Origin of the sequence: Streptococcus sp. 27098_8_76 (assembly GCF_041432315.1) — a bacterium.
In the GTDB taxonomy this organism is placed as follows: domain Bacteria; phylum Bacillota; class Bacilli; order Lactobacillales; family Streptococcaceae; genus Streptococcus.
Window position 1 is genome coordinate 77794 of record NZ_JAPVZI010000009.1, and the last position, 24379, is coordinate 102172.

The 24379-nt window shown below is 37.4% G+C and carries 20 protein-coding genes and 1 other RNA gene; 19 read left to right on the forward strand and 2 right to left on the reverse strand.

Annotated features, from left to right (window positions below):
- The first annotated feature begins 45 nt into the window (after positions 1–45).
- The 11 genes from O3636_RS07675 (at position 46) to O3636_RS07725 (ending at position 13447) form a co-directional block, all read left to right on the forward strand.
- Positions 46–1974, forward strand: coding sequence for an HAD-IA family hydrolase (locus tag O3636_RS07675; RefSeq protein WP_000459717.1), 1929 nt, complete (start codon positions 46–48; stop codon positions 1972–1974).
- Entirely contained in the window at positions 1964–3409 is a 1446-nt protein-coding gene (locus O3636_RS07680) for a flippase (protein WP_000527160.1), read from the forward strand. Before O3636_RS07675 ends, O3636_RS07680 begins: the two co-directional genes overlap by 11 nt.
- 60 nt (positions 3410–3469) lie before the next feature.
- Positions 3470–4558, forward strand: coding sequence for a non-hydrolyzing UDP-N-acetylglucosamine 2-epimerase (wecB, locus tag O3636_RS07685; RefSeq protein ID WP_025170935.1), 1089 nt, complete (start codon positions 3470–3472; stop codon positions 4556–4558).
- Positions 4559–4912: 354 nt separating this feature from the next.
- Entirely contained in the window at positions 4913–5656 is a 744-nt protein-coding gene (locus O3636_RS07690) for a hypothetical protein (protein ID WP_371642466.1), read from the forward strand.
- The gene (locus O3636_RS07695) at positions 5623–6021 is read left to right on the forward strand and encodes a glycosyltransferase (protein ID WP_371642468.1); all 399 of its coding nucleotides are present in this window, start codon (positions 5623–5625) and stop codon (positions 6019–6021) included. Before O3636_RS07690 ends, O3636_RS07695 begins: the two co-directional genes overlap by 34 nt.
- Before the next feature lie 633 nt (positions 6022–6654).
- Positions 6655–7524 carry a glucose-1-phosphate thymidylyltransferase RfbA gene (rfbA, locus tag O3636_RS07700; protein ID WP_000676134.1) on the forward strand — a complete coding sequence of 290 codons (870 nt, stop codon included), beginning with the start codon at positions 6655–6657 and terminating at the stop codon, positions 7522–7524.
- The gene (locus O3636_RS07705; RefSeq protein WP_000131449.1) at positions 7525–8118 is read left to right on the forward strand and encodes a dTDP-4-dehydrorhamnose 3,5-epimerase family protein; all 594 of its coding nucleotides are present in this window, start codon (positions 7525–7527) and stop codon (positions 8116–8118) included. It abuts the gene before it with no gap.
- A 12-nt stretch (positions 8119–8130) separates the two neighbouring features.
- Positions 8131–9180 carry a dTDP-glucose 4,6-dehydratase gene (rfbB, locus tag O3636_RS07710; protein WP_000141490.1) on the forward strand — a complete coding sequence of 350 codons (1050 nt, stop codon included), beginning with the start codon at positions 8131–8133 and terminating at the stop codon, positions 9178–9180.
- Positions 9181–9245: 65 nt separating this feature from the next.
- Positions 9246–10097 (forward strand): dTDP-4-dehydrorhamnose reductase, encoded by an 852-nt coding sequence (gene rfbD, locus O3636_RS07715; RefSeq protein ID WP_000600905.1) that lies wholly within the window; start codon positions 9246–9248, stop codon positions 10095–10097.
- Between the two features lie 62 nt (positions 10098–10159).
- Positions 10160–11263 (forward strand): UDP-galactopyranose mutase, encoded by a 1104-nt coding sequence (glf, locus tag O3636_RS07720; protein WP_371642471.1) that lies wholly within the window; start codon positions 10160–10162, stop codon positions 11261–11263.
- A gap of 201 nt (positions 11264–11464) precedes the next feature.
- A complete protein-coding gene (locus O3636_RS07725) occupies positions 11465–13447 on the forward strand; it encodes a peptide ABC transporter substrate-binding protein (protein ID WP_371642473.1) in 1983 nt (660 codons plus the stop codon).
- Between the two features lie 203 nt (positions 13448–13650).
- On the opposite strand, the gene pbp1a is transcribed toward O3636_RS07725, so the two are convergent.
- Both pbp1a and recU read right to left on the reverse strand, forming a co-directional pair.
- On the reverse strand, positions 13651–15816 hold the full coding sequence (pbp1a, locus tag O3636_RS07730) for a penicillin-binding protein PBP1A (RefSeq protein ID WP_371642474.1): 2166 nt from the start codon (positions 15814–15816) through the stop codon (positions 13651–13653).
- Positions 15809–16408: a Holliday junction resolvase RecU gene (gene recU / locus O3636_RS07735; protein ID WP_371642476.1), complete on the reverse strand. Its 600-nt coding sequence runs from the start codon at positions 16406–16408 to the stop codon at positions 15809–15811. Before recU ends, pbp1a begins: the two co-directional genes overlap by 8 nt.
- 66 nt (positions 16409–16474) lie before the next feature.
- On the opposite strand from recU, the gene O3636_RS07740 reads away from it, so the two are divergent.
- From O3636_RS07740 to O3636_RS07775, 8 genes are all read left to right on the forward strand, one after another.
- Positions 16475–17002, forward strand: coding sequence for a DUF1273 domain-containing protein (locus O3636_RS07740; RefSeq protein WP_371642478.1), 528 nt, complete (start codon positions 16475–16477; stop codon positions 17000–17002).
- Between the two features lie 69 nt (positions 17003–17071).
- Entirely contained in the window at positions 17072–17413 is a 342-nt protein-coding gene (gene gpsB, locus O3636_RS07745; RefSeq protein ID WP_049523300.1) for a cell division regulator GpsB, read from the forward strand.
- Positions 17414–17433: 20 nt separating this feature from the next.
- An RNA gene (rnpB, locus tag O3636_RS07750) (RNase P RNA component class B) lies at positions 17434–17814 on the forward strand.
- A gap of 84 nt (positions 17815–17898) precedes the next feature.
- Positions 17899–19056 carry a class I SAM-dependent RNA methyltransferase gene (locus O3636_RS07755; protein WP_371642480.1) on the forward strand — a complete coding sequence of 386 codons (1158 nt, stop codon included), beginning with the start codon at positions 17899–17901 and terminating at the stop codon, positions 19054–19056.
- Between the two features lie 12 nt (positions 19057–19068).
- The gene (mapZ, locus tag O3636_RS07760; RefSeq protein ID WP_371642482.1) at positions 19069–20475 is read left to right on the forward strand and encodes a mid-cell-anchored protein MapZ; all 1407 of its coding nucleotides are present in this window, start codon (positions 19069–19071) and stop codon (positions 20473–20475) included.
- A gap of 75 nt (positions 20476–20550) precedes the next feature.
- A complete protein-coding gene (gene gndA / locus O3636_RS07765; RefSeq protein ID WP_050219820.1) occupies positions 20551–21975 on the forward strand; it encodes an NADP-dependent phosphogluconate dehydrogenase in 1425 nt (474 codons plus the stop codon).
- A gap of 11 nt (positions 21976–21986) precedes the next feature.
- Positions 21987–22676, forward strand: a complete 690-nt coding sequence (locus O3636_RS07770; protein ID WP_371642485.1) for a DNA-binding response regulator — start codon at positions 21987–21989, stop codon at positions 22674–22676.
- A 275-nt stretch (positions 22677–22951) separates the two neighbouring features.
- On the forward strand, positions 22952–24379 hold a 1428-nt coding region (locus O3636_RS07775; protein ID WP_371642487.1), incomplete at its 3' end, for a YSIRK-type signal peptide-containing protein.

The window sequence follows — 24379 nt, forward strand, 5'->3', positions numbered from 1 at the left end:
GTCATTATAGGATCATAATTTAAAATAGTTAGGTGAAACATAGAAGTGTTTGATATATCTCAAATAAAAACAAAAATAGTTGCATTTGATTTTTTTGATACTGTTGTACATAGGAATTGTCATCCTGAGCAAACTTTGTATCAGTGGGCTAAGGAAATGGCTTTGGAGCTGAATTTTGATGTATCTCCTGCAATATTATACAAGATCAGAAAAAGTGTCGAAAACAATAAAGAGTTAGGCACTGAAGAAATGTGTTATCTAGATCTTTTGTCTGGAATATATAATGAAATTAAAGATAAGATAAAAAATACATCGAAAGAAGAGTTTATTCATAGAGCTAAAATTCTAGAGTTAAAAATTGAATTGCAACATATTTACTTGGATTCGGAAATTAAAGAAGTTTTAAAAAAATTGAAAAGTGATTCGAAACAGATTATCTTAGTTTCGGATTTTTATACTGATAAGGAATTAATAGAAACTATATTAAAAAAATTTGAAATTTTTGATTATTTCTCTTCTATCTATATTTCGAGTGAGAAAGCTTGCCGTAAATCCACAGGAAATTTATATAAGTTAATTTTAAACGAATTAGGCTTAAATCCTAAAGAAATTACCATGATAGGAGATAATTATAAATCTGATTATGAAGTGCCACGTTCTCTAGGATTAAATGCTATTTATAGACAACACATAGATAAAAATCAAACAGTGTCAGAAAAAGAGTTGGTAAGACTATATAATCAAATTTTATTTTCTAACAGTAAAAAAGCACCGTTTAATATTTTTTTAGCTGACATCGTATTCTTTATTTCGAAATTGCATAAAAAGATGATTCAAGATGATGTTCAAATAGCACTCTTTTGCTCACGAGAAGGACAGTTATTGAAAAGACTTTTTGATATATATCAAGATACTTTTTTTGGGAAAAATCAAAAGATTTGTACAGAATATTTTTATGTTTCTAGACGATCGACATTATATTCTTCTTTTACTTCTTTAGATAATGAAGAGTTTGAGACGATTTTTCGTCAATATAAAAAAATTACATTACAAAATTTCTTGTTAAATTTAAACTTTTCTGATAATGAAATCATATTGATTTGTCAAGATTTAAAAGAGAAACCAACATATGTATTAACAGTAGACGATCATTTATTAGAGAAACTCAAAAAACATCCTCAGTTCATTACGAAGTTCAATAAAGAGAAAAAAGACAGTCAATTACTACGTGATTATATAGAGCATTTAACTAAAAACCAAAATGAAGTATATTTAGTCGATGTGGGTTGGAAAGGAACGATACAAGATAGTATCAAAAAGGCTCTTCCAGACAAGAGAATAGTAGGTTATTATCTGGGATTGATACTCAATGCTTACTCAGTAGAAAATAAAATGGATAAAACTGGTTTATTGTTTTCTGATTATCCAAGTAAATCGAAATTTTATGATATTGTGAGTAGAAATTTTGGTTTTTATGAAGATATTTTTGTAGCAGATCATGGTCCAGTTTTGAAATATAAAAGAGAGAGTGAGGTTATTCCCATTCTTGACGATGATAAGAAACATGTGAGTATTTATCAGGCAGTTAAAGATTATCAAGAAGAGTTAATATTAGGATTTTCAGAAATTTTGGAAGTTTATAAGAAAATGAAGTTTCTCCCTTTTGAACAAAAAAATCTGTGGCTAATGATATCGCTAAAAAAAGAATGTATTTATATACCTAAGTTACAATCATTTTCTGAATCTTTAAAAGAAAAAGTTGTTGAAAATTTTGGTGAGATAGTAACTCTTAAAACTACGAAAAAATCTATAAAAACGTTATTAAGAGAGAAAAGCGATTTACTTTGGGTTGATTTCGTTTATAGATTGTTTGGTGGTGTCAATTTCCTATTTATTCCAGAATTATATACAAGAGTTATATTTTTATTGAAATATTTAGATTTGAAATTGAGGTTGAAAAATTATGGGGAATAAATCCATAAAGTGGAATGCATTATTAAATATTGTCCTGACGCTATCAAATATCATTTTCCCATTAATCACTTTTCCTTATATATCTAGAATATTGAATCCAACTGGTATAGGTTTAACTTCATTTTTTAGTTCAATAGGGAATTATGGTATTTTACTTGCTTCTATGGGAATTTCAACTTATGGTATCAAAGCAGTAGCAAGTGTTAGAGATGATAGAGATAAGTTGTCAAAGGTAGTACAGGAGTTAATGATTATAAACGTTGCTATGTCTATAATAACAACTGTAATACTATTATTTATGACTATATTTATAACACAATTGAATAGAGAATTTTCACTCCTATTGATCACATGTGGGACTATTTTATCTTCTCCTTTCGCCTTAAATTGGTTGTATAGTGGAATGGAAGAATATACTTATATTACTACCCGGTCAGTAGTGTTTAAAATTCTATCATTAATATTGATTTTTCTACTTGTGAAAAGGCCAGAGGATTATATTGTTTTTGCTAGTATTTCATTGTTTTCTTCTCTAAGTTCAAATATCTTAAATCTATGGCATAGCCGACATTTCATTAATATTAAATTATATAAAAATTTACAATTTAAACATCATTTTAAACCAATGTGGTATTTATTTGCATCATTACTTGCAGTAAATATTTATACTAATTTAGATACAGTGATGCTCGGTTTTATTAATGGTAATGAGGATGTGGGATACTATTCTGTGGCATCAAAGGTTAAGTGGATTTTGCTTTCTCTTATTACATCTATTAGTGCAGTTTTGCTACCGAGACTTTCATTTTATATTAGTAAAAATGACACCTCGAATTTTAGAAAAATATTAAAGGAGTCATCTGCGGTTATATTTTTTATTGCGATTCCATTGATGGTATTCTTTATTGTAGAGGCGAAAGATAGTATCTTATTACTAGGAGGAAGTCAGTATCTTCCTGCGACTTTAGCGATGCAAATACTTATGCCAATTTTACTTATTTCTGGTTTCTCGAATATTACAGGAAATCAAATATTGATTCCAATGAATAGAGAAAAATATTTTATGGTTGCAGTAACGATTGGTGCTGTGATTAATCTTATTTTGAACCTACTGTTAATGCCTAAGTTTGGAATTATTGGTGCTTCTGTCGCAACTCTTTTTGCGGAATTGTCGCAGATGACGGTACAATTACATTTTTCAAAAGAATATTTAGTATCAAATATATCGATAAAGAGTTTGGTTAATGTGATAATTGCAACAGTTGTTTCTACAGTACCACTAATCATTTTGAATCAGCTGATAACGATAACTATACCATTTTATTCTCTAATGCTAGAAGGTTTTGCTTTCTTTTCATTATATTTAGTAATTCTGCTTTTATTAAAGGAGGAAGTGACGATTCAATTATTTTCTCTTCTTGCAAAGAAGAAGTAAATTGGTCAGAAATTGAAATGTATAAACAAATAAAGAATTTAATTATTGATTTAGGAGGAAATCATGAAGATAATGCTAGTTTTTGGTACACGTCCAGAAGCGATAAAAATGTGTCCATTAGTGAATGAGTTGAAAAAACAGGCAGATATGGAAACAGTTGTTTGTGTAACTGGTCAACACAAGGAGATGGTTAGCCCTGTTTTGGAATTGTTTGGAGTTCAACCAGACTATGATTTAGAAATAATGAAAGCTAATCAAACCTTGTTCTCTATAACAACAAGTATTTTAGAAAAAATTAAACCTGTTTTAGAAGAAGAACAACCAGATATTGTTCTAGTTCATGGTGACACTACTACAACATATGCAGCAGCTTTGGCAGCATTTTATCTTGGAATTAAGGTTGGCCATGTTGAAGCTGGGTTACGAACTTACAACCTGCAAAGTCCCTTCCCAGAAGAATTTAATAGACAATCGACTTCTATTATTGCAAATTATCATTTTGCTCCAACTGAATTGGCTAAAGAAAATCTTTTAAAAGAGGGTAGAGAGAATGTTTATGTAACTGGAAATACAGTTATTGATGCACTTACAACTACAGTACAAAAGGATTATACACACCCTGATTTAGATTTAAACGTTGACACTCGTCTTATTCTACTGACTGCTCATAGACGTGAAAATCTCGGAGAACCTATGAAACACATGTTTAGAGCTGTTAAACGAGTTTTAAATGAATATGACGATGTTAAGGTAATTTATCCAATTCATAAGAATCCCTTGGTGCGTGAAACAGCTGCGGAAATTTTTGGAGATACAGAACGTATTCAGATTATTGAACCTTTGGATGTTCTTGATTTTCATAATTTCATGAATCATAGTTACATGATTTTAACTGATTCAGGAGGAGTTCAGGAAGAGGCTCCTTCTTTAGGAAAACCTGTATTGGTCATGCGAGATACGACAGAAAGACCTGAAGGAGTAGCTGCCGGAACGTTGAAATTGGTTGGAACTGATGAGGAGACTATTTATCAAAACTTTAAGATGCTTTTAAACGATTCCGAAGAATATAAAAAAATGAGTCAAGCTAGTAATCCTTATGGAAATGGTGATGCTAGTAAACAGATTGTTCGTATTTTACGCGGAATTTAAGTGAGACCAAATAAAGTAATAAAAAGTACTATCTTATAAAAGGTATTGATCTTGTAGCTGATTCGGGAACATGTTTATATTCTTTGACTCGAGCTACATTAAAATAACTTATGCTGATTTATGATAGATCGATAATTTGATACTACTTTGGATATTGATGTTAGCAGTGATTAGGGATGTTTTGATTAATTCAACTTTTCAGAATTCACCTTGCTTTCTAGATTTTCTTCTGATTTTTATCATTACTTCAGTAAGTTAAATCGTCTATTTACTAGAGTTAAAACTTTTAAAAAAGCCATTGATTGTTAAATCATGTTTTAGATATGGTCAAACATAAATTTAGGAGGGGTTAGTTTGAAGATTGTAATTCCAAGAATTATTCATAACAAAGAGCAACTGACCTGGGATTGGTCCGGGACAATAACTAATATAAAAAAATATTTAGGGAAATACGAGATTGTTGAGGAACAGAATATTTTCTATACTTTTAGAATGAATGTGCACAAAGTGCTTGTTCGTTTAGGTATTAGAAAATCTGATATGAACATGACGTATATAAAATATGCTGAAAATCAAGTTCATCTATCGCCAGAGGATATTTGCCTCACGTTTGATGAATTTCCTTTATCTTTTTCTGATAATCCAATTTATGTCTATCAAGACTTGAATCTTCATTATTTGATAGAGAGTTCTCAAAACAATAGTCAATCGTTCAAATATAGTGGTTTTCAAAACGTCCCGGCTGATATTCTAGATAGACGAATGAGAAAACAGGAAATATTTTATAATCAAGCTACTGGAATATTTACTATGAGTAAATGGTTTTCAGAATACTTGATAGCTCAACAAGGGCTTCCAGTTGAAAAAGTTCATTATGTGGGGGCAGGAACAAATATGAATAATCTATCTCTTGACCACTCTCATAAGGAACGCAATAAGTTTTTATTTATTGGTAAAGATTTTTTTCGTAAAGGAGGAGATCTTGTTTATAACGCTTTTGTCTATTTGCAAAATAATCTCATGCCGGAGGCAGAGTTGTACATTATAGGTCCTTCAGTGTTCCGATGGAATTTAACAATCCGAATGTTTATTTTTTAGGTAATCTACCAGCTGATAAGGTACAATGTTATTATAATCTTTGTGATGTATTTGTTTTACCTTCTAGATTTGAGGCATTTGGAATTGTATTTGTTGAATCTCTTTGCTATGGTTTACCATGTATCGGTCGTGATTTAATGGAAATGCCAAACCTAATTCAAAATAATGAAACTGGATTATTATTACCTGTTGAAGAGGAAAATCCACAGGTTTTAGCTGACATAATGTATAATTTGATAAAAGATGAAAACTTTTTTAAAAATGTTCAGACTAAACAAGATTATTATAAAGCAGAATATTCGTGGGACACGGTTGCTAAAAGAATGATTTCAATTATGAAGCAAGATATGAACAACAATCTATAAGTGAAAAATTAAAATATATTCTAGTTTAACGGTCTATTCCTACTAACAGTAATATTGAGAGACATTTTAAAAATACAAGTTATACGTATAGTGACTTCTCCTAATTCTGACAAGGTGAAAAGATTATTTAAAACCTAATTTAAAAGATTAGACGAAGCTAAATTCAGCTTATTGAATAAAAATAATTTGGTCTAGAGATTTTCTTGTCAGTCTTATTCATTTTTGCCGAACCTTGTGAGTTGTTTGCAACTACCAGAATACACAAAGAACAGAATCTCTTAGCATCATTGAATAGAACAATATCTGCATAAATTTCAGATATAACTAGTGGTGCAGAAGGTGGATTTTTGAAAATAAGAATTCTTTGTAGAGCTATTTTACTAGCTGGTGAAGAATTGTTTTTCAATTTTTCGTACAGATTACAATAATGTTATGGTGGGTTTAAATTTCTTTGTTGGTTGTGTTTGATGAATAGAGATGCACGTATCGAAATTCAAGATAGTGGTGATATCACTTGCTTAATCTCTTCTCCAGTATTTGTAGTAGAATTAAGTGTTCTTGATTAAAATAAAGAACACAACACTTTTTATTCAGTGTTGTGTATTGGGTGAAACGAAAGGAACGATTGTACTTATGAAAGGTATTATTCTAGCAGGTGGTTCGGGGACACGTTTATATCCTTTGACTCGCGCTGCATCAAAACAGCTTATGCCGGTTTATGATAAACCGATGATTTACTACCCACTTTCAACATTGATGTTGGCTGGGATTAGGGATATTTTGATTATTTCCACTCCACAGGATTTGCATCGATTCAAAGAGCTTCTTCAAGATGGCTCTGAGTTTGGGATTCAATTGTCTTATGCAGAGCAACCAAGTCCAGATGGTTTGGCACAAGCCTTTATTATTGGTGAAGAATTTATTGGTGATGATAGCGTTGCTCTGATCTTAGGTGACAATATCTATCACGGTCCTGGTCTTTCTAAGATGTTACAAAAGGCAGCAAGCAAGGATTCAGGAGCGACTGTCTTTGGCTATCACGTGAAGGATCCAGAACGCTTTGGTGTTGTTGAGTTTGACAAAGACATGAACGCCATTTCTATCGAAGAAAAGCCAGAACATCCTCGTTCAAATTATGCAGTTACAGGTCTCTATTTCTACGATAATGATGTAGTAGAGATTGCCAAAAATATAAAACCAAGCCCGCGTGGTGAATTGGAAATTACAGATGTCAACAAGGCTTACCTAGATCGTGGAGATTTATCGGTTGAGGTTATGGGACGTGGATTTGCTTGGTTGGATACTGGCACTCATGAAAGTTTACTAGAGGCTTCACAGTACATCGAAACAGTCCAACGGATGCAAAATGTTCAGGTAGCAAACTTAGAAGAAATTGCTTACCGTATGGGCTATATCAGTCGCGAAGATGTATTGGCCTTAGCCCAGCCACTTAAGAAAAATGAATACGGGCAGTATCTGCTCCGTTTGATTGGAGAAGCATAGATGACAGATAATTTTTTCGGAAAGACGCTTGCAGCACGCAAGGTTGATGCAATTCCAGGTATGTTGGAGTTTGATATCCCTGTTCATGGTGATAATCGTGGCTGGTTTAAAGAAAATTTCCAAAAGGAAAAAATGCTCCCACTTGGATTTCCAGAGTCTTTCTTTGCAGAAGGAAAGTTGCAAAACAATGTATCCTTCTCACGTAAACATGTTCTCCGTGGCCTCCACGCAGAACCTTGGGATAAGTACATCTCTGTAGCAGATGGTGGGAAAGTTCTGGGTTCTTGGGTTGATCTACGCGAGGGCGAAACTTTCGGAAATACCTATCAAACAGTAATTGATGCAAGTAAGGGAATCTTTGTTCCTAGAGGTGTGGCCAATGGTTTCCAAGTCCTATCAGATACAGTTTCTTATAGTTATCTGGTCAATGATTACTGGGCTCTTGAACTCAAACCCAAGTATGCCTTTGTGAACTATGCTGATCCAAGACTTGGCATTGAATGGGAAAATCTTGCAGAAGCAGAGGTTTCAGATGCAGATAAAAATCATCCACTACTTAAGGATGTAAAACCTTTGAAAAAAGAAGATTTGTAAAAAGGAAAGAATATGACTGAATACAAAAAAATTATCGTGACAGGTGGAGCTGGTTTTATCGGTTCCAACTTTGTCCACTATGTTTACAAGAATTTTCCAGATGTTCATGTGACAGTATTAGACAAATTGACTTATGCTGGGAACCGCGCTAATATTGAGGAAATTTTAGGTGATCGTGTTGAGTTAGTTGTTGGGGACATTGCGGATGCAGAGTTGGTAGACAAGTTGGCAGCTCAAGCAGATGCTATTGTTCACTATGCTGCTGAGAGTCACAATGATAATTCACTCAATGATCCATCGCCATTTATTCATACTAACTTTATCGGAACCTATACTCTTTTGGAAGCTACACGTAAATACGATATTCGTTTCCACCATGTATCGACAGATGAAGTTTATGGGGATCTCCCTCTACGCGAAGATTTGCCAGGTCATGGTGAAGGACCAGGTGAGAAATTTACTGCTGAAACAAAATACAACCCAAGTTCTCCGTACTCATCAACCAAGGCTGCCTCAGACTTGATTGTCAAAGCCTGGGTGCGTTCTTTTGGAGTCAAAGCAACGATTTCCAACTGTTCAAATAACTACGGTCCTTATCAACACATTGAAAAATTTATCCCACGTCAGATTACCAACATCCTAAGTGGAATTAAGCCAAAACTTTACGGTGAAGGAAAGAACGTTCGTGATTGGATTCATACCAATGACCATTCTTCAGGTGTTTGGACAATCTTAACAAAAGGTCAAATCGGTGAAACCTACTTGATTGGGGCTGATGGCGAGAAGAACAACAAGGAAGTTTTGGAACTTATCCTTAAGGAAATGGGACAAGCTGCGGATGCCTATGATCATGTGACTGACCGTGCAGGACATGACCTTCGTTATGCGATTGATGCCAGTAAACTCCGTGATGAATTAGGTTGGAGACCAGAATTTACTAACTTTGAAGCTGGACTCAAGGAAACAATCAAGTGGTATGCAGATAATCAAGAATGGTGGAAAGCAGAGAAAGAAGCTGTTGAAGCCAATTATGCTAAGACTCAGGAGATTATTACAGTATAAAAAGCAGGAAATCGCTGCTTTTTATTGCTATATTGGGAAGAGTTGCAAATTAGAAAGGTATAGATATGATTTTAATTACAGGAGCAAATGGTCAATTAGGAACTGAACTTCGTTATTTATTGGATGAGCGTAATGAAGAATACGTAGCAGTAGATGTGGCTGAGATGGACATTACCAATGCAGAAATGGTTGAGAAGGTTTTTGAAGAGGTGAAACCAACTTTAGTCTACCACTGTGCAGCCTACACCGCTGTTGATGCAGCAGAGGATGAAGGGAAAGAATTGGATTTTGCCATCAATGTGACGGGGACGGAAAATGTCGCAAAAGCATCTGAAAAGCATGGTGCGACTTTAGTTTATATTTCTACTGACTATGTCTTTGACGGTAAGAAACCAGTTGGACAAGAGTGGGAAGTTGATGACCGACCAGATCCACAGACAGAATATGGACGCACTAAGCGTATGGGAGAAGAGTTAGTTGAGAAGCATGTATCTAATTTCTATATTATCCGTACTGCCTGGGTATTTGGAAATTATGGCAAAAACTTCGTTTTTACCATGCAAAATCTTGCGAAAAATCATAAGACTTTAACAGTTGTAAATGACCAGCACGGTCGTCCGACTTGGACTCGTACCTTGGCTGAGTTCATGACCTACCTAGCTGCAAACCGCAAGGAATTTGGTTATTATCATTTGTCAAATGATGCGACAGAAGACACGACTTGGTATGATTTTGCAGTTGAAATTTTGAAAGATACAGATGTGGAAATCAAGCCAGTAGATTCCAGTCAATTTCCAGCAAAAGCTAAACGCCCCCTAAACTCAACGATGAGCCTGACTAAAGCCAAAGCTACTGGATTTGTTATTCCAACTTGGCAAGATGCTTTGAAAGAATTTTACAAACAAGAAGTGAGATAAGTAGTAGAATGATTTTCTAGTTTAATAAAAGAGGCAGATAATAAACTCCAAAGGAGCATAAGATGTACGATTATCTTGTTGTCGGTGCTGGTCTCTTTGGTGCAGTCTTTGCCCATGAAGCAGCCTTAAAAGGAAAAAAAGTAAAAGTCATTGAAAAACGAAATCATATCGCGGGTAATATCTATACTCGTGAAGAGGAAGGAATTCAAGTTCATCAGTATGGTGCTCATATCTTCCATACTTCTGATAAGGAGATTTGGGATTATGTAAATCAGTTTGCAGAGTTTAACCGTTACACAAATTCTCCTGTTGCAAACTATAAGGGAGAGATTTATAACCTTCCTTTTAATATGAATACTTTCAATAAACTTTGGGGAGTTGTAACGCCAGCAGAAGCACAAGCTAAGATTGATGAGCAACGTGCGGTTTTAAATGGTAAAACTCCTGAAAATTTGGAAGAACAGGCGATTTCTCTTGTAGGTACAGACATCTATGAAAAATTGATTAAGGACTATACAGAGAAACAGTGGGGCAAGCCAACTACGGAACTTCCAGCCTTTATCATTCGCCGTTTGCCAGTACGCCTGACCTATGATAACAACTATTTTAACGATACCTATCAAGGAATTCCAATTGGTGGTTATACTCAGATAGTTGAAAAAATGTTGGATCATGAAAACATTGATGTAGAAACAAATGTTGATTTCTTTGCGAATAAAGAGCAATATATGAAGGACTTCCCTAAGATTGTCTTTACCGGTATGATTGATGAATTCTTCGATTATAAGTTGGGTGAACTAGAGTATCGTAGTCTTCGTTTTGAAAATGAGACCCTGGATATGGAAAATTACCAAGGAAATGCAGTTGTGAACTATACGGATGCTGATACCCCATATACTCGCATTATTGAACACAAACATTTTGAGTTTGGGAGTCAAGCAAAGACTATCATTACTAAAGAACATTCCAAAACATGGGAAAAAGGTGATGAGCCTTATTATCCAGTTAATAATGATCGTAATAATCATTTGTATAAATCGTATAAAAAATTGGCCGATGAGCAAGGGAATGTTATCTTTGGTGGTCGTTTAGGACACTATCGTTATTACGATATGTACCAAGTAATTGGAGCAGCCTTGCAGTGTGTGAGAAATGAGTTAGATTAAATAAGTAAAATTGACCACCAGTTCTCATTTATAAAAGTATTAAAAATTCCTTGACTATGTAATGTAGTTGAGGGATTTTTTGATATTATTCATATTTTTGCAAAGTTTTTGTTTAAAAAATAATTTTCTAAAATTCAGAAAATTCTATTGACAGGACGTTAAAAAGGGGCTATAATGAATAAAAAAACAAAGGAGAATACTATGAAAACAAGGAAAGTATTGGCCCTTGCGGGAGTAACTTTATTAGCAACTGGTGTTTTAGCTGCTTGCTCTGGCTCAGGGTCTAGTGCAAAAGGTGAGAAAACTTTTTCTTATGTTTACGAAACAGATCCAGATAACCTGAACTACTTGACAACTGGTAAGGCAGCAACTACTGACATTACTAGTAATGTGATTGATGGATTGCTTGAAAATGACCGCTATGGTAACTTTGTGCCATCTATAGCTGAGGATTGGTCTGTATCTAAGGACGGCTTGACTTACACTTATACAATCCGTAAAGATGCCAAGTGGTACACATCTGAAGGAGAAGAGTATGCGCCTGTGAAAGCTCAAGACTTTGTAACAGGACTTAAGTATGCGACAGATAAGAAATCACAAGCCCTTTACTTGGTACAAGATTCAATCAAAGGTCTAGATGCCTATGCAAAAGGTGAGACCACAGACTTTGCTCAAGTCGGGATTAAAGCCCTTGACGATCAAACAGTCCAATACACCTTGAACAAACCTGAAAGTTTTTGGAACTCAAAAACAACCATGGGTGTGCTTGCGCCAGTCAATGAAGAGTTTTTGAATTCAAAAGGGGATGATTTTGCCAAAGCTACGGATCCAAGCAGTATCTTGTATAATGGTCCTTATTTGTTAAAATCTCTTGTGGCTAAATCTTCCGTTGAATTTGCGAAAAATCCTAACTACTGGGATAAGGACAATGTTCACATTGATAAGGTAAAACTTTCATTCTGGGATGGTCAAGATACAGGAAAACTTGCAGAAAACTTCAAAGATGGAAGCTTTACAATGGCTCGTCTCTTCCCGACAAGCGCAAGTTATCCTGAACTTGAAAAAGAGTTTAAAGACAACATCGTTTATACACCACAAGATTCTACTACTTATTTAGTAGGTACTAATATTGATCGCCAGTCTTATAAGTACACTTCTAAGACAACGGATGAAGAAAAAACATCAACCAAGAAAGCTCTTCTAAACAAAGATTTCCGTCAAGCCCTTGCCTTTGGTTTTGATAGAAAAGCCTATGCTTCTCAAGTGAATGGTGCGAATGGGGCAACTAAACTGCTTCGTAACTTGTTTGTTCCTCCTACATTTGTACAGGCAGATGGAAAGAACTTTGGCGAAATGGTCAAAGACAAATTGGTGACTTATGGTGACGAATGGAGCAACGTGAACTTGGATGATGCTCAGGATGGACTCTACAATCCTGAAAAAGCGAAAGCAGAGTTTGCTAAAGCCAAGACAGCTCTCCAAGCGGAAGGTGTTCGATTCCCAATCCACTTGGATATGCCAGTTGACCAAACCAATACAACAAAAGTTCAACGTGTCCAATCTTTTAAACAATCACTTGAAGAAACATTAGGAACTGACAATGTCGTCATTGATATCCAACAACTTCAAAAAGATGAAGTTCTCAATGTTACCTACTTTGCTGAAACGGCTGCAGGACAAGATTGGGATGTCTCAGATAACGTTGGATGGGGACCAGACTACATTGACCCATCTACCTACCTTGATATTCTCAAACCATCTGTAGGGGAAAGTACAAAGACTTATCTAGGATTTGATGCTGGTACAAATAATGCAGCAGCTAAACAAGTTGGTTTGGAAGACTACGAAAAAATGGTTGTTGAAGCTGGTGCAGAAGTGAAAGACATTTCAAAACGTTATGAAAAATATGCAGCTGCCCAAGCTTGGTTGACAGATAGTGCTTTGATCATCCCAACAACTTCTAAAACTGGTCGTCCAATGTTGTCTAAGATGGTACCATTTACACTTCCGTTTGCATACTCTGGTAACAAGGGTACGACCGAAGCCACTTTGTATAAATACCTTGATGTACAAGATAAACCAGTGAGAGTTGATGAGTATCAAAAAGCTCAAGAAAAATGGATGAAAGAAAAAGAAGAATCCAATAAAAAAGCGCAAGAAGAACTTGCAAAACATGTTAAATAAAGGTAAGGGAGTTGGTTTGTAGCCGACTCTTTTATACTCTTCGAAAATCTCTTCAAACCACATCAGCTTCCATCTGCAACCTCAAAACACTGTTTTGAGCAACCTGCGGCTAGATTCCTAGTTTGCTCTTTGATTTTCATTGAGTATTAGCTATCTTGTAGTAAAAAATCCTGAGAATTTCTAACTCTCAGGATTTTTCGTGTTTACTGTTGTGGTTGTTGAAATTGAGGGGCCTGTGGTTGTTGTTGGATCTGTTGGCCAGGCTGTCCCTGATTTGGATTCGTTGGAGCAGGATTATTTGATTGTTGACCAGGAGTAGGTGTTACTTGTGTACTTGTATTTTCATTTGTGGTAGAGGGATTCTCTACTTCTGATTGTGTTTGTTGTGTATCAGGAGTACTCCATGTATTTCTTGCTCCGTTTAGGAATACGAACTGCCCGTTTCTATATAGTCCCTCAGGCATTGTCCAATCTCCAGGATGGTTATTTTGAGTAAGGTAGCTCATCATGCTACGATAAACTCTAGCAGCAACTGTGAGACCATCACCTACAATAGGAGTGAGGCGGTTGGTATAACCTGTCCAAACGGCCATTGAATACTTACGAGTATAACCGACAAACAGTTCATCTGGTGCTACAAGTTGATTTATCTTAATATGATTTTCGATTTCTTCATCTGTATAGTTAGAAGTACCTGTTTTACCTGCTTGAGGGATTCCAGGAAGGTAGGCATTGTAACCTGTTCCAGATGTCAAGACTGTTTTCATCATTTCTGTCATCATGTAGGCAGTAGACTCTTTCATAGCTCTTGTACCAGCGTCAGAAAATTCTTTTTCACTACCATCACTAAAGACGATTTTATTGATGTACATTGGTTTGTGATAAGTACCGCCATTTGCGAATGCAGCGTAGGCTGCAGCCATTTTTTCACTGCTTGCCCCGTATTGTTTACTAGATTCAGTTGTATTACTTGAAATAGCATTTGAATAGTGTATTACAGGATAGTCGATTCCTAAACCATTTAGGAAGTTTTTGGCTCTGTCTAAACCAACCTTGTTTAGTGTTTCAACGGCGGGTACGTTACGAGATTGTTGAAGGGCATATTGCAGACTAATATTACCAAAATATGCTCGATCCCAGTTGTAGACAGGGGTATTTGTACCAGGATAGTTATAAGGAATATCGTGGACAGTAGTTGCAGTTGAATCATATACACCGTATTCTAAGGCTGGTGCATAATCAGTGATTGGTTTCATGGTTGATCCCCAGTCACGATTGGTTTCCACAGCTTGGTTGGTACCAAATGAAACGTTACTTGCTTGGTGACGAGCTCCAAGTTGGGCGATGACTTTACCATTGGAAGTATCTACGATAGTTGAGGCTACTTGAAGGTCATCATCTGGATAAGAGACGTATTCATCTGTATTGTAAATGTCCCAAAGTCGCTGTTGAATTCCCTTGTCCACATTTGTGTAGACTTCCATTCCAGTTGTAAGAAGATTATAGCCAGTTTCATGCTCTACTTGCTCAATAACCTCTTTTAGATAGTTATCCATATATGCTGGATAAGTAGCAGTTGATTTAAGACTTTGTAAACCATCAGTGATAGGTGTGTTGATAGCTTTTTCATATTGCTCAGCACTAATGTAATTTTGCCCTCTCATTTCTGAAAGAACCAAGTTACGACGGTCTAATGCTGCTTCTGGATGAGAGTAAGGATCGTATTGGTTTGGTGCCTGAGGCATACCTGCTAGCAAAGCTAATTGAGGTAGAGAGAGGTCTTTTAAGTCTTTTCCGTAGTAATTTTGGGCTGCTGTCTGCATTCCATAGTTACCATTTGACATATAGACCTTATTGATGTAGTAGGTAAGGATTTCTTGTTTGGTAGCTTTTTGTTCCAATTGGATAGCGAGCCAAGCCTCTTGTGCTTTTCGGGAGATGTTTTGATCCGAAGTTGATGTTGAGAAATAGGTCAACTTAATCAACTGTTGGGTTAGGGTTGATCCCCCCTGTAAAGAATTACTTTGTAAGTTACGTAAGAAGGCTCCCATAATCCGAATCGTATCGATCCCTCTGTGGTCAAAGAAACGATGATCTTCGATAGACACGATAGCTTTGACTAAATCAGTAGGAATTTCGTTGGCCTGAGCGTTTACTCGGCGTTCAGAGCCCAGATCGGCAATGAGTTCGTTATTATTGTCATAAATCTTGCTAGAAGTTGTTGCAACTAATTTACTATCTGATAGGGCTGGAGCTTTGCTCACAAAATAGAGGAAAACACCCCCGCCCAATAGAAATAATGCGATAAAGAGAGTTAGGAAAAAGATTCCAATATACTTTAATATTCGCATAAGAATGTATTTATTCATCTTGTTTACCACCTAGTAAATGTTCTTTGATAACATCGAGATAGGGAATTTGTGGGAATGCCCCTAGTTTTATCTGGTAACCGTATTCTCGTATGTATCCAAGTGGCATTGATTTTTGCCCCTTATCTTGATGATAGAAGCGAATCAAATCATGTGCCGGTAATAAGTAGGTTTCTTGCTGAGAAGAAAAGTGAAGAAGGACAAAGCAGATTCCTTGTTGGGCAAGGACTTGTTCCATATGCTGAATCTGATGTGGATGAAAATTTTTCATCGGAATCGCTTGTTTCTGCCTAGTTTCCTTAGCTTCAAAGTCGATGTAATATCCCTTATAAACGCCAGAATAGTCTGTCGTTGAAGCTTGTCGAAAATAGGCTTCAACAATCTTGGCACGACTTCGTTGTGGATAGTCCACTCGTACGATTTGAATAGGAGTAGGTTTCTTGTGTATAACAGCCAAGCCCTGAGACAAATAGTAGTCGTTGGTAGCATTGATCATATTTTCAAAAGACATACCTCGATTTGCGAAATTTTTGGGTTGAGAAAGAGATGGTTGTCTTTTTTGTGATGAAATTTTATGAGGATAGTTGACCATAATTCTCCTTATTGGTACAATAACATCACTCTATTATATCATAAATTTGCACAGAAAGGGTTAAAAATGACTACAGCTTTGGTTTTAGGCTATTCTGCTTTTGATTTGGGTTTGTTTTCTGACAAGGATCCTCGTCTTAAATTGATTAAAAAAGCGATACATAAAGATTTAGAGGCTATGGCAGCAGATGGGGTGTCTTGGCTTGTATTTACAGGGACTTTGGGTTTTGAATATTGGGTTTTAGAGGTCGCTCAGGAAATGAAGACCGAATATGGTTTCCAGTTGGCCACCATTTTTGCTTTTGAAACCCATGGGGAAAATTGGAATGAAGGCAATCAGATGAAACTGAGTCGCTTTAAGCAGGTAGACTTTGTCAAATATGCCTATCCTCGTTATGAACACAAAGGTCAGTTAAGAGATTACCAGCAGTTTTTACTGGAAAATACGAACAGTTCCTATCTTTTTTATGATGAAGAAAATGAAACGAAACTAGCTTATTTTTACCAAAAGATGAAAAATCAAGAGGACTATTTTATAAAGAGATTAACATTTGATCAATTAAATGAACTTGCTGAAAATTTTTCCGAAAATTGAAGCTTTGACCTTGATTTTTGTTTGCCTTTTTTTATATAATAATACTAGCAAGCGAGAATGGAGAGAGACATGGCAAGTATTATTTTTTCAGCGAAAGATATTTTTGAACAAGAGTTTGGGCGTGAAGTCCGAGGGTATAGTAAGGCAGAAGTTGATGAGTTTTTAGACGATGTCATTAAGGACTATGAAACCTATGCTGCCTTGGTCAAGTCACTTCGTCAGGAAATTGCAGATTTGAAGGAAGAATTAGCTCGTAAACCGCAAGTGAGTTCGGCTCCAAGTCCTAGTCACCCAGATCCAATTGATGTGGCAGCTTCATCTTCTATGACGAATTTTGATATTTTGAAACGCCTGAATAGATTGGAAAAAGAAGTGTTTGGTAAACAAATTTTAGATAACTCAGATTTCTAAGTAGTTATTTGACATGTGCAATTTTTGGATAATCGCGTGAGGAGAATTGCTTCTCATGAGGAAAGTCCATGCTAGCACAGGCTGTGATGCCTGTAGTGTTTGTGCTAGGCGAAACCATAAGCCTAGGGACGAGAAATCGTTACGGCAGTTGAAATGGCTAAGTCCTTGGATAGGCCAGAGTAGGCTTGAAAGTGCCACAGTGACGGAGTCTTTCTGGAAACGGAGAGAGTGGAACGCGGTAAACCCCTCAAGCTAGCAACCCAAATTTTGGTCGGGGCATGGAGTACGCGGAAACGAACGTAGTATTCTGACTGCTATCAGCTAGAGCTGTTAGTGGTAGACAGATGATTATCGAAGGAAGTGGTCCTAGTCACTTCTGGAACAAAACATGGCTTATAGAAAATTGCATATAGGTTGGGGCTGAGAAATTTTCTCAACCTCATTTTTTAAAGTGGACATATAGAAAGGTCTTGCAAGACTGTAACATGAAAAAAGAATTTAATTTAATTGCAACTGTGGCAGCAGGTCTTGAAGCTGTTGTGGGACGAGAAGTGCGAGAGTTGGGCTACGATTGTCAGGTTGAAAATGGACGTGTTCGTTTTCAAGGAGACGTGAGAGCTATTATCGAAACCAACCTCTGGCTTCGGGCAGCAGATCGTATCAAGATCATCGTAGGAACTTTCCCAGCTAAGACTTTTGAAGAGCTGTTTCAGGGAGTTTTTGCTTTAGATTGGGAAAATTATTTACCACTTGGAGCTCGGTTCCCGATTTCAAAAGCCAAATGTGTTAAGTCCAAACTTCATAATGAACCTAGTGTTCAGGCTATTTCTAAGAAAGCTGTTGTCAAGAAATTGCAGAAACACTACGCCCGCCCAGAAGGTGTTCCTTTGATGGAGAATGGCCCGGAATTTAAGATTGAGGTCTCCATTCTCAAAGATGTGGCAACTGTCATGATTGATACGACAGGCTCCAGTCTCTTTAAACGTGGCTATCGTACGGAAAAAGGTGGGGCTCCTATCAAGGAAAATATGGCAGCAGCTATTTTGCAACTCTCTAACTGGTATCCAGACAAGCCTTTGATTGATCCGACCTGTGGTTCAGGAACTTTCTGTATTGAAGCGGTTATGATTGCCAGAAAGATGGCGCCAGGACTTCGTCGCTCTTTTGCTTTTGAGGAATGGAATTGGGTCAGCGATCGCTTGATTCAAGAAGTGCGCACAGAGGCGGCTAAAAAAGTAGACCGTGAGCTTGAACTTGATATCATGGGCTGTGATATTGATGCTCGCATGGTGGAAATTGCTAGGGTCAATGCTCAGGCAGCTGGTGTTGCAGGGGATATTACATTTAAGCAGATGCGCGTGCAGGATTTACGTTCCGATAAAATCAATGGTGTGATTATTTCCAATCCGCCTTACGGGGAGCGTTTATCAGATGATGTAGGGGTGACCAAGCTCTATGCTGAGATGGGTCAAGTATTTGCACCACTGAAAACTTGGAGCAAATTTATCCTAACTAGTGATGAAGCCTTTGAAAGCAAGTATGGTAGCCAAGCAGATAAGAAGCGTAAGTTATACAACGGAACCTTGAAAGTGGATCTGTATCAATATTTTGGTCAGCGTGTCAAACGGCAAGAGGTAAAATAGAAAGGGATACTCATGAGTAAAAAAAGACGAAATCGTCATAAAAAAGAAGGTCAAGAACCGCAATTTGATTTTGATGAAGCAAAAGAGCTAACAGTTGGTCAAGCTATTCGTAAAAATGAAGAAGTGGAAGCAGGAGTCTTGCCTGAGGATTCCATTTTGGACAAGTATGTTAAACAACACAAAGATGAAATTGAGGCGGATAAGTTTGCGACTCGCCAATACAAAAAAGAGGAGTTAGTTGAAACTCAGAGTCTGGATGATTTAATTCAAGAGATGCGTGAGGCTGTAGAAGAGTCAGAAGCTTCTTCGGAGGAAGTTCCACCTTCTGAAGACATCTTACCACCCTTGCCTCTGGACGATGAGGAGCAAGGCTTGGATCCTCTATTGCTAGAGGATGAAAATCCAACAGAAATGACTGAAGAAGTGGAAGAGGAGCAAAACCTTTCTCGTCTGGAACAAGAAGACTCAGAAAAGAAAAGCAAAAAAGGCTTTGTTTTGACCGTTTTGGCGCTTGTATCAGTGATTATCTGTGTCAGTGCTTATTATGTCTATCGTCAAGTGAATCGCTCGACCAAGGAGATTGAAACTTCCCAATCAACTACAGCCAATCAATCAGATGTGGATGATTTTAATACACTTTATGACGCCTTCTACACAGACAGCAATAAAACGGCTTTGAAAAATAGCCAGTTTGATAAACTGAGTCAACTCAAGACCTTACTTGATAAGCTGGAAGGTAGTCGTGAACACACGCTTGCCAAATCTAAATATGATAGTCTAGCAACGCAAATCAAGGCCATTCAAGATGTCAATGCACAATTTGAGAAGTCAGCTATTGTGGATGGTGTCTTGGATACCAATGCCAAAGCCAAAGCGGATGCTAAATTTACAGATATTAAAACTGGGAATACGGAGCTTGATAAATTGCTAGATAAGGCTATTAGCCTTGGTAAGAGCCAGCAAACAAGTACTTCTAGCTCAAGTTCAAGTCAAACTAGTAGCTCAAGTTCAAGTCAAACAAGCTCAAATACGACCAGTGAGACAAGCCCAAGTAGTTCAAATGCTGCCTCAAATGAAACTAGAAGTACTCGCAGTGAAGTCAATATGGGCGTATCAAGTGCGGGTGTTGCTGTTCAAAGAAGTGCCAGTCGTGTTGCCTATAATCAGTCTGCTATTGATGATAGTAACAACTCTGCCTGGGATTTCGCGGATGGTGTCTTGGAACAAATTCTAGCGACTTCACGTTCACGTGGCTATATCACTGGAGACCAGTATATCCTTGAACGTGTCAATATCGTTAACGGCAATGGTTATTACAATCTCTACAAGCCAGATGGAACCTATCTCTTTACCCTTAACTGTAAGACAGGATATTTTGTTGGAAATGGCGCTGGTCATGCGGATGACTTGGACTACTAAGCAGTCGTTACAAAATTCTTTCTTTTCAAAAGTAAAAATGATAAAATAAAACAAATGAAACAAGAGGAGTGTCAAATGACAAAAGCTAACTTTGGTGTCGTAGGTATGGCCGTAATGGGTCGTAACCTTGCCCTTAATATTGAATCTCGTGGTTATACAGTTGCTATCTACAACCGTAGTAAAGAAAAAACGGAAGATGTGATTGCTTGCCATCCTGAAAAGAACTTTGTACCAAGCTATGACGTTGAAAGTTTTGTAAACTCAATCGAAAAACCTCGCCGTATCATGCTCATGGTTCAAGCTGGACCTGGTACAGATGCTACTATCCAAGCCCTTCTTCCACACCTTGACAAGGGTGATATCTTGATTGATGGCGGAAACACTTTCTACAAAGATACAATCCGTCGTAATGAAGAATTGGCAAACTCAGGTATCAACTTTATCGGTACTGGGGTTTCTGGTGGTGAAAAAGGTGCCCTTGAAGGTCCTTCTATCATGCCTGGTGGACAAAAAGAGGCCTACGAATTGGTTGCAGATGTTCTTGAGGAAATCTCAGCTAAAGCACCAGAAGATGGCAAACCATGTGTGACTTACATCGGTCCTGATGGAGCTGGTCACTACGTGAAGATGGTCCACAACGGTATCGAGTATGGTGATATGCAATTGATCGCAGAAAGCTATGACTTGATGCAACACTTGCTAGGCCTTTCTGCAGAAGACATGGCTGAAATCTTTACTGAATGGAACAAGGGCGAATTGGACAGCTACTTAATTGAAATCACAGCTGATATATTGAGCCGTAAAGACGACGAAGGTCAAGATGGACCAATCGTAGACTACATCCTTGATGCTGCAGGTAACAAGGGAACTGGTAAATGGACTAGTCAATCATCACTTGACCTTGGTGTGCCATTGTCACTCATCACTGAGTCAGTATTTGCACGTTACATCTCTACTTACAAAGAAGAACGTGTGCATGCTAGCAAGGTTCTTCCAAAACCAGCTACCTTCAAATTTGAAGGAGACAAGGCTGAATTGATTGAAAAAATCCGTCAAGCCCTTTACTTCTCAAAAATCATCTCATACGCACAAGGTTTTGCTCAATTGCGTGTAGCTTCTAAAGAAAACAACTGGAACTTGCCATTTGCAGACATCGCATCTATCTGGCGTGATGGGTGTATCATCCGTTCTCGTTTCTTGCAAAAGATCACAGATGCTTACAATCGTGATGCAGACCTTGCCAACCTTCTTTTGGATGAATACTTCTTGGATGTTACTGCTAAGTACCAACAAGCAGTGCGTGATATCGTAGCTCTTGCAGTTCAAGCTGGTGTACCAGTACCAACCTTCTCAGCAGCTATTACTTACTTTGATAGCTACCGTTCAGCTGACCTTCCAGCTAACTTGATCCAAGCACAACGTGACTACTTTGGTGCCCACACTTACCAACGTAAAGACAAAGAAGGAACCTTCCACTACTCTTGGTATGACGAAAAATAAGTAGGTCTGCCATGGGGAAACGGATTTTATTACTTGAGAAAGAACGAAATCTAGCTCATTTTTTAAGTTTGGAACTCCAAAAAGAGCAATACCGAGTTGATCAGGTTGAGGAGGGGCAAAAAGCTCTCTCCATGGCTCTTCAAACAGACTATGACTTGATTTTATTGAATGCTCATCTGGGGGATATGACAGCCCAGGATTTTGCAGACAAGCTGAGTCGGACTAAGCCAGCCTCAGTGATCATGGTCTTGGACCATCGAGAAGACTTGCAAGATCAGATTGAGACAATCCAACGCTTTGCCGTTTCTTACATCTATAAGCCAGTTATTATTGACAATCTGGTAGCTCGTATTTCAGCGATTTTCCGAGGTCGGGACTTTATCGACCAACACTGTAGTCAGATGAAGGTTCCAACGTCTTACCGCAATCTGCGTATGGATGTAGAACATCATACCGTTTATCGTGGCGAGGAAATGATTGATCTGACGCGTCGTGAGTATGATCTTTTGGCTACTCTTATGGGAAGCAAGAAAGTCCTGACGCGTGAGCAGTTGTTGGAAAGTGTCTGGAAGTATGAAAGTGCGACCGAAACCAATATCGTGGATGTCTATATCCGTTATCTACGTAGCAAGCTTGATGTAAAAGGTCAGAAAAGCTACATTAAAACCGTGCGTGGTGTTGGTTACGCTATGCAAGAATAGAAAGGCAGTCACGGTCGTGTAACTGCTGTTTGAGCTCCATACTATCTGTAGCAGGAATTCCTGAATAACAGATAGTATGGGGCTTTTTTGAGATTATAGTGGAATGCAATCATATCAATTGACATTTCTGGATTTTAATAGTATAATGCATCATGTATATTTGTGTGAATAACAGGATATAATAACCTGGTTCATAATGGTGGATTGGGTTAAGGTGCTGTCTTTTGTACAAAATACTAATTTAATATAATTAAATCATATAAGGAGGCTTTATAATGGAAAACAAAAGTAATTCATTGAGTCGAGTTAAACGAATGGAATCTCAAGAGAACCAGAGAATTTTGAGGTTTTCTATTCGAAAATATAGTTTTGGTGCCGCATCGGTTGCAGTCGCTGCACTAATGTTTTTAGGAGCACGAGCTAGTGTTGTTCAGGCGGATACTACAGTAAATGCTACTGAGGTGTCTCTTGAGAGTTCTGCACCTAATTCACAACCAGCAACTCCAACATTGGATAAGTCACAATTGGAAGGTTATATAGCTGAAATTGAAGGAAAAATTTCATCAGGTAAATACGCTAATAAAACTGAGGAAAGTATTACTCTTTTAAATTCTGAGTTAGCTTCTGCCAAGTCTGTGCTAGTTTCTGCAACCAGTCAAGATGAACTAAAAGTAGCCTACAACCAACTTGTCACTGTAGTAAGCTCAAAATTGAAAAACAAACCTGTAGAGAAAAAAGAAACTCCAGCAGTAGACACTACTAACGGAAAAGAAACTGTAGGTAAAAGAGCAGAAAACACAGAACCAAAATCTGGTACTAACTCAATCGAAAACACAGGAACTAATGATTCACGTAATCGTCAAGCGATTCCAACGGGAATTCAATTTAGAGCGGAAGTTGCCTTTTCAAAAGGCACAAATGCAGAAGCAAATGGTCATAGTGATACCTATGTCCTTAATGACGTTGGTAGACGTGTTAGTCGTTCAGACGCTGAAAAGGTAGTTTCTAGAGTTACGAACTATAAAGTTAAATATAATAAAGACGCTAATGGGAAAATCACTTCATTAGATTGGCTTGTCTTTTTTAACGACCATTCAGAGAATCTAGCGAATACGTACCAGACTGATGGTGGAGAGATATATCGTAATTATATCCAAATTCCTGCAGAAGTGGAGATGCCAACTAGCATTACGCGTGCACAGTATGCGAGCCCAAGAAATCTTAAATGGATTAACGGGAAACCACAACGTATTAAACCGAATGGTACGCCAGTTAGTGCTTCGTCAACCTTTGACAATCCAACACCAGAAAGTGCTTCAGGGCTACCAAGAGTACAATTGGATACAATTAATATAGATAAATGGCCTAATACGAATAGCGGGCGTGATTTAGAAAATCTTAGTTTAAACCTGAAAAGATATTTCGGTACTGCTGGAACTGATGAATCTCTAGAAATTCGAGAAACATTGAGGGAGGCTTCCGTGGATGGTAAACGTGTGTTTTCTGACCGATCAACTACAGGTGGTTCTAGTTACAATTCCTATGTATGGAGTTTTAGAACCAAAGTCCCTGAAACAACAACTAACGAAGACTTAAAAAATATGAAGGTTGTGTTTGGGATGATGCGTAGTGCCACTGCGGGTGCCAATGCAGCTTTTGCCAACGTTGCATCGAACCCTGTAAAACTGTGGCAGTCTGATATT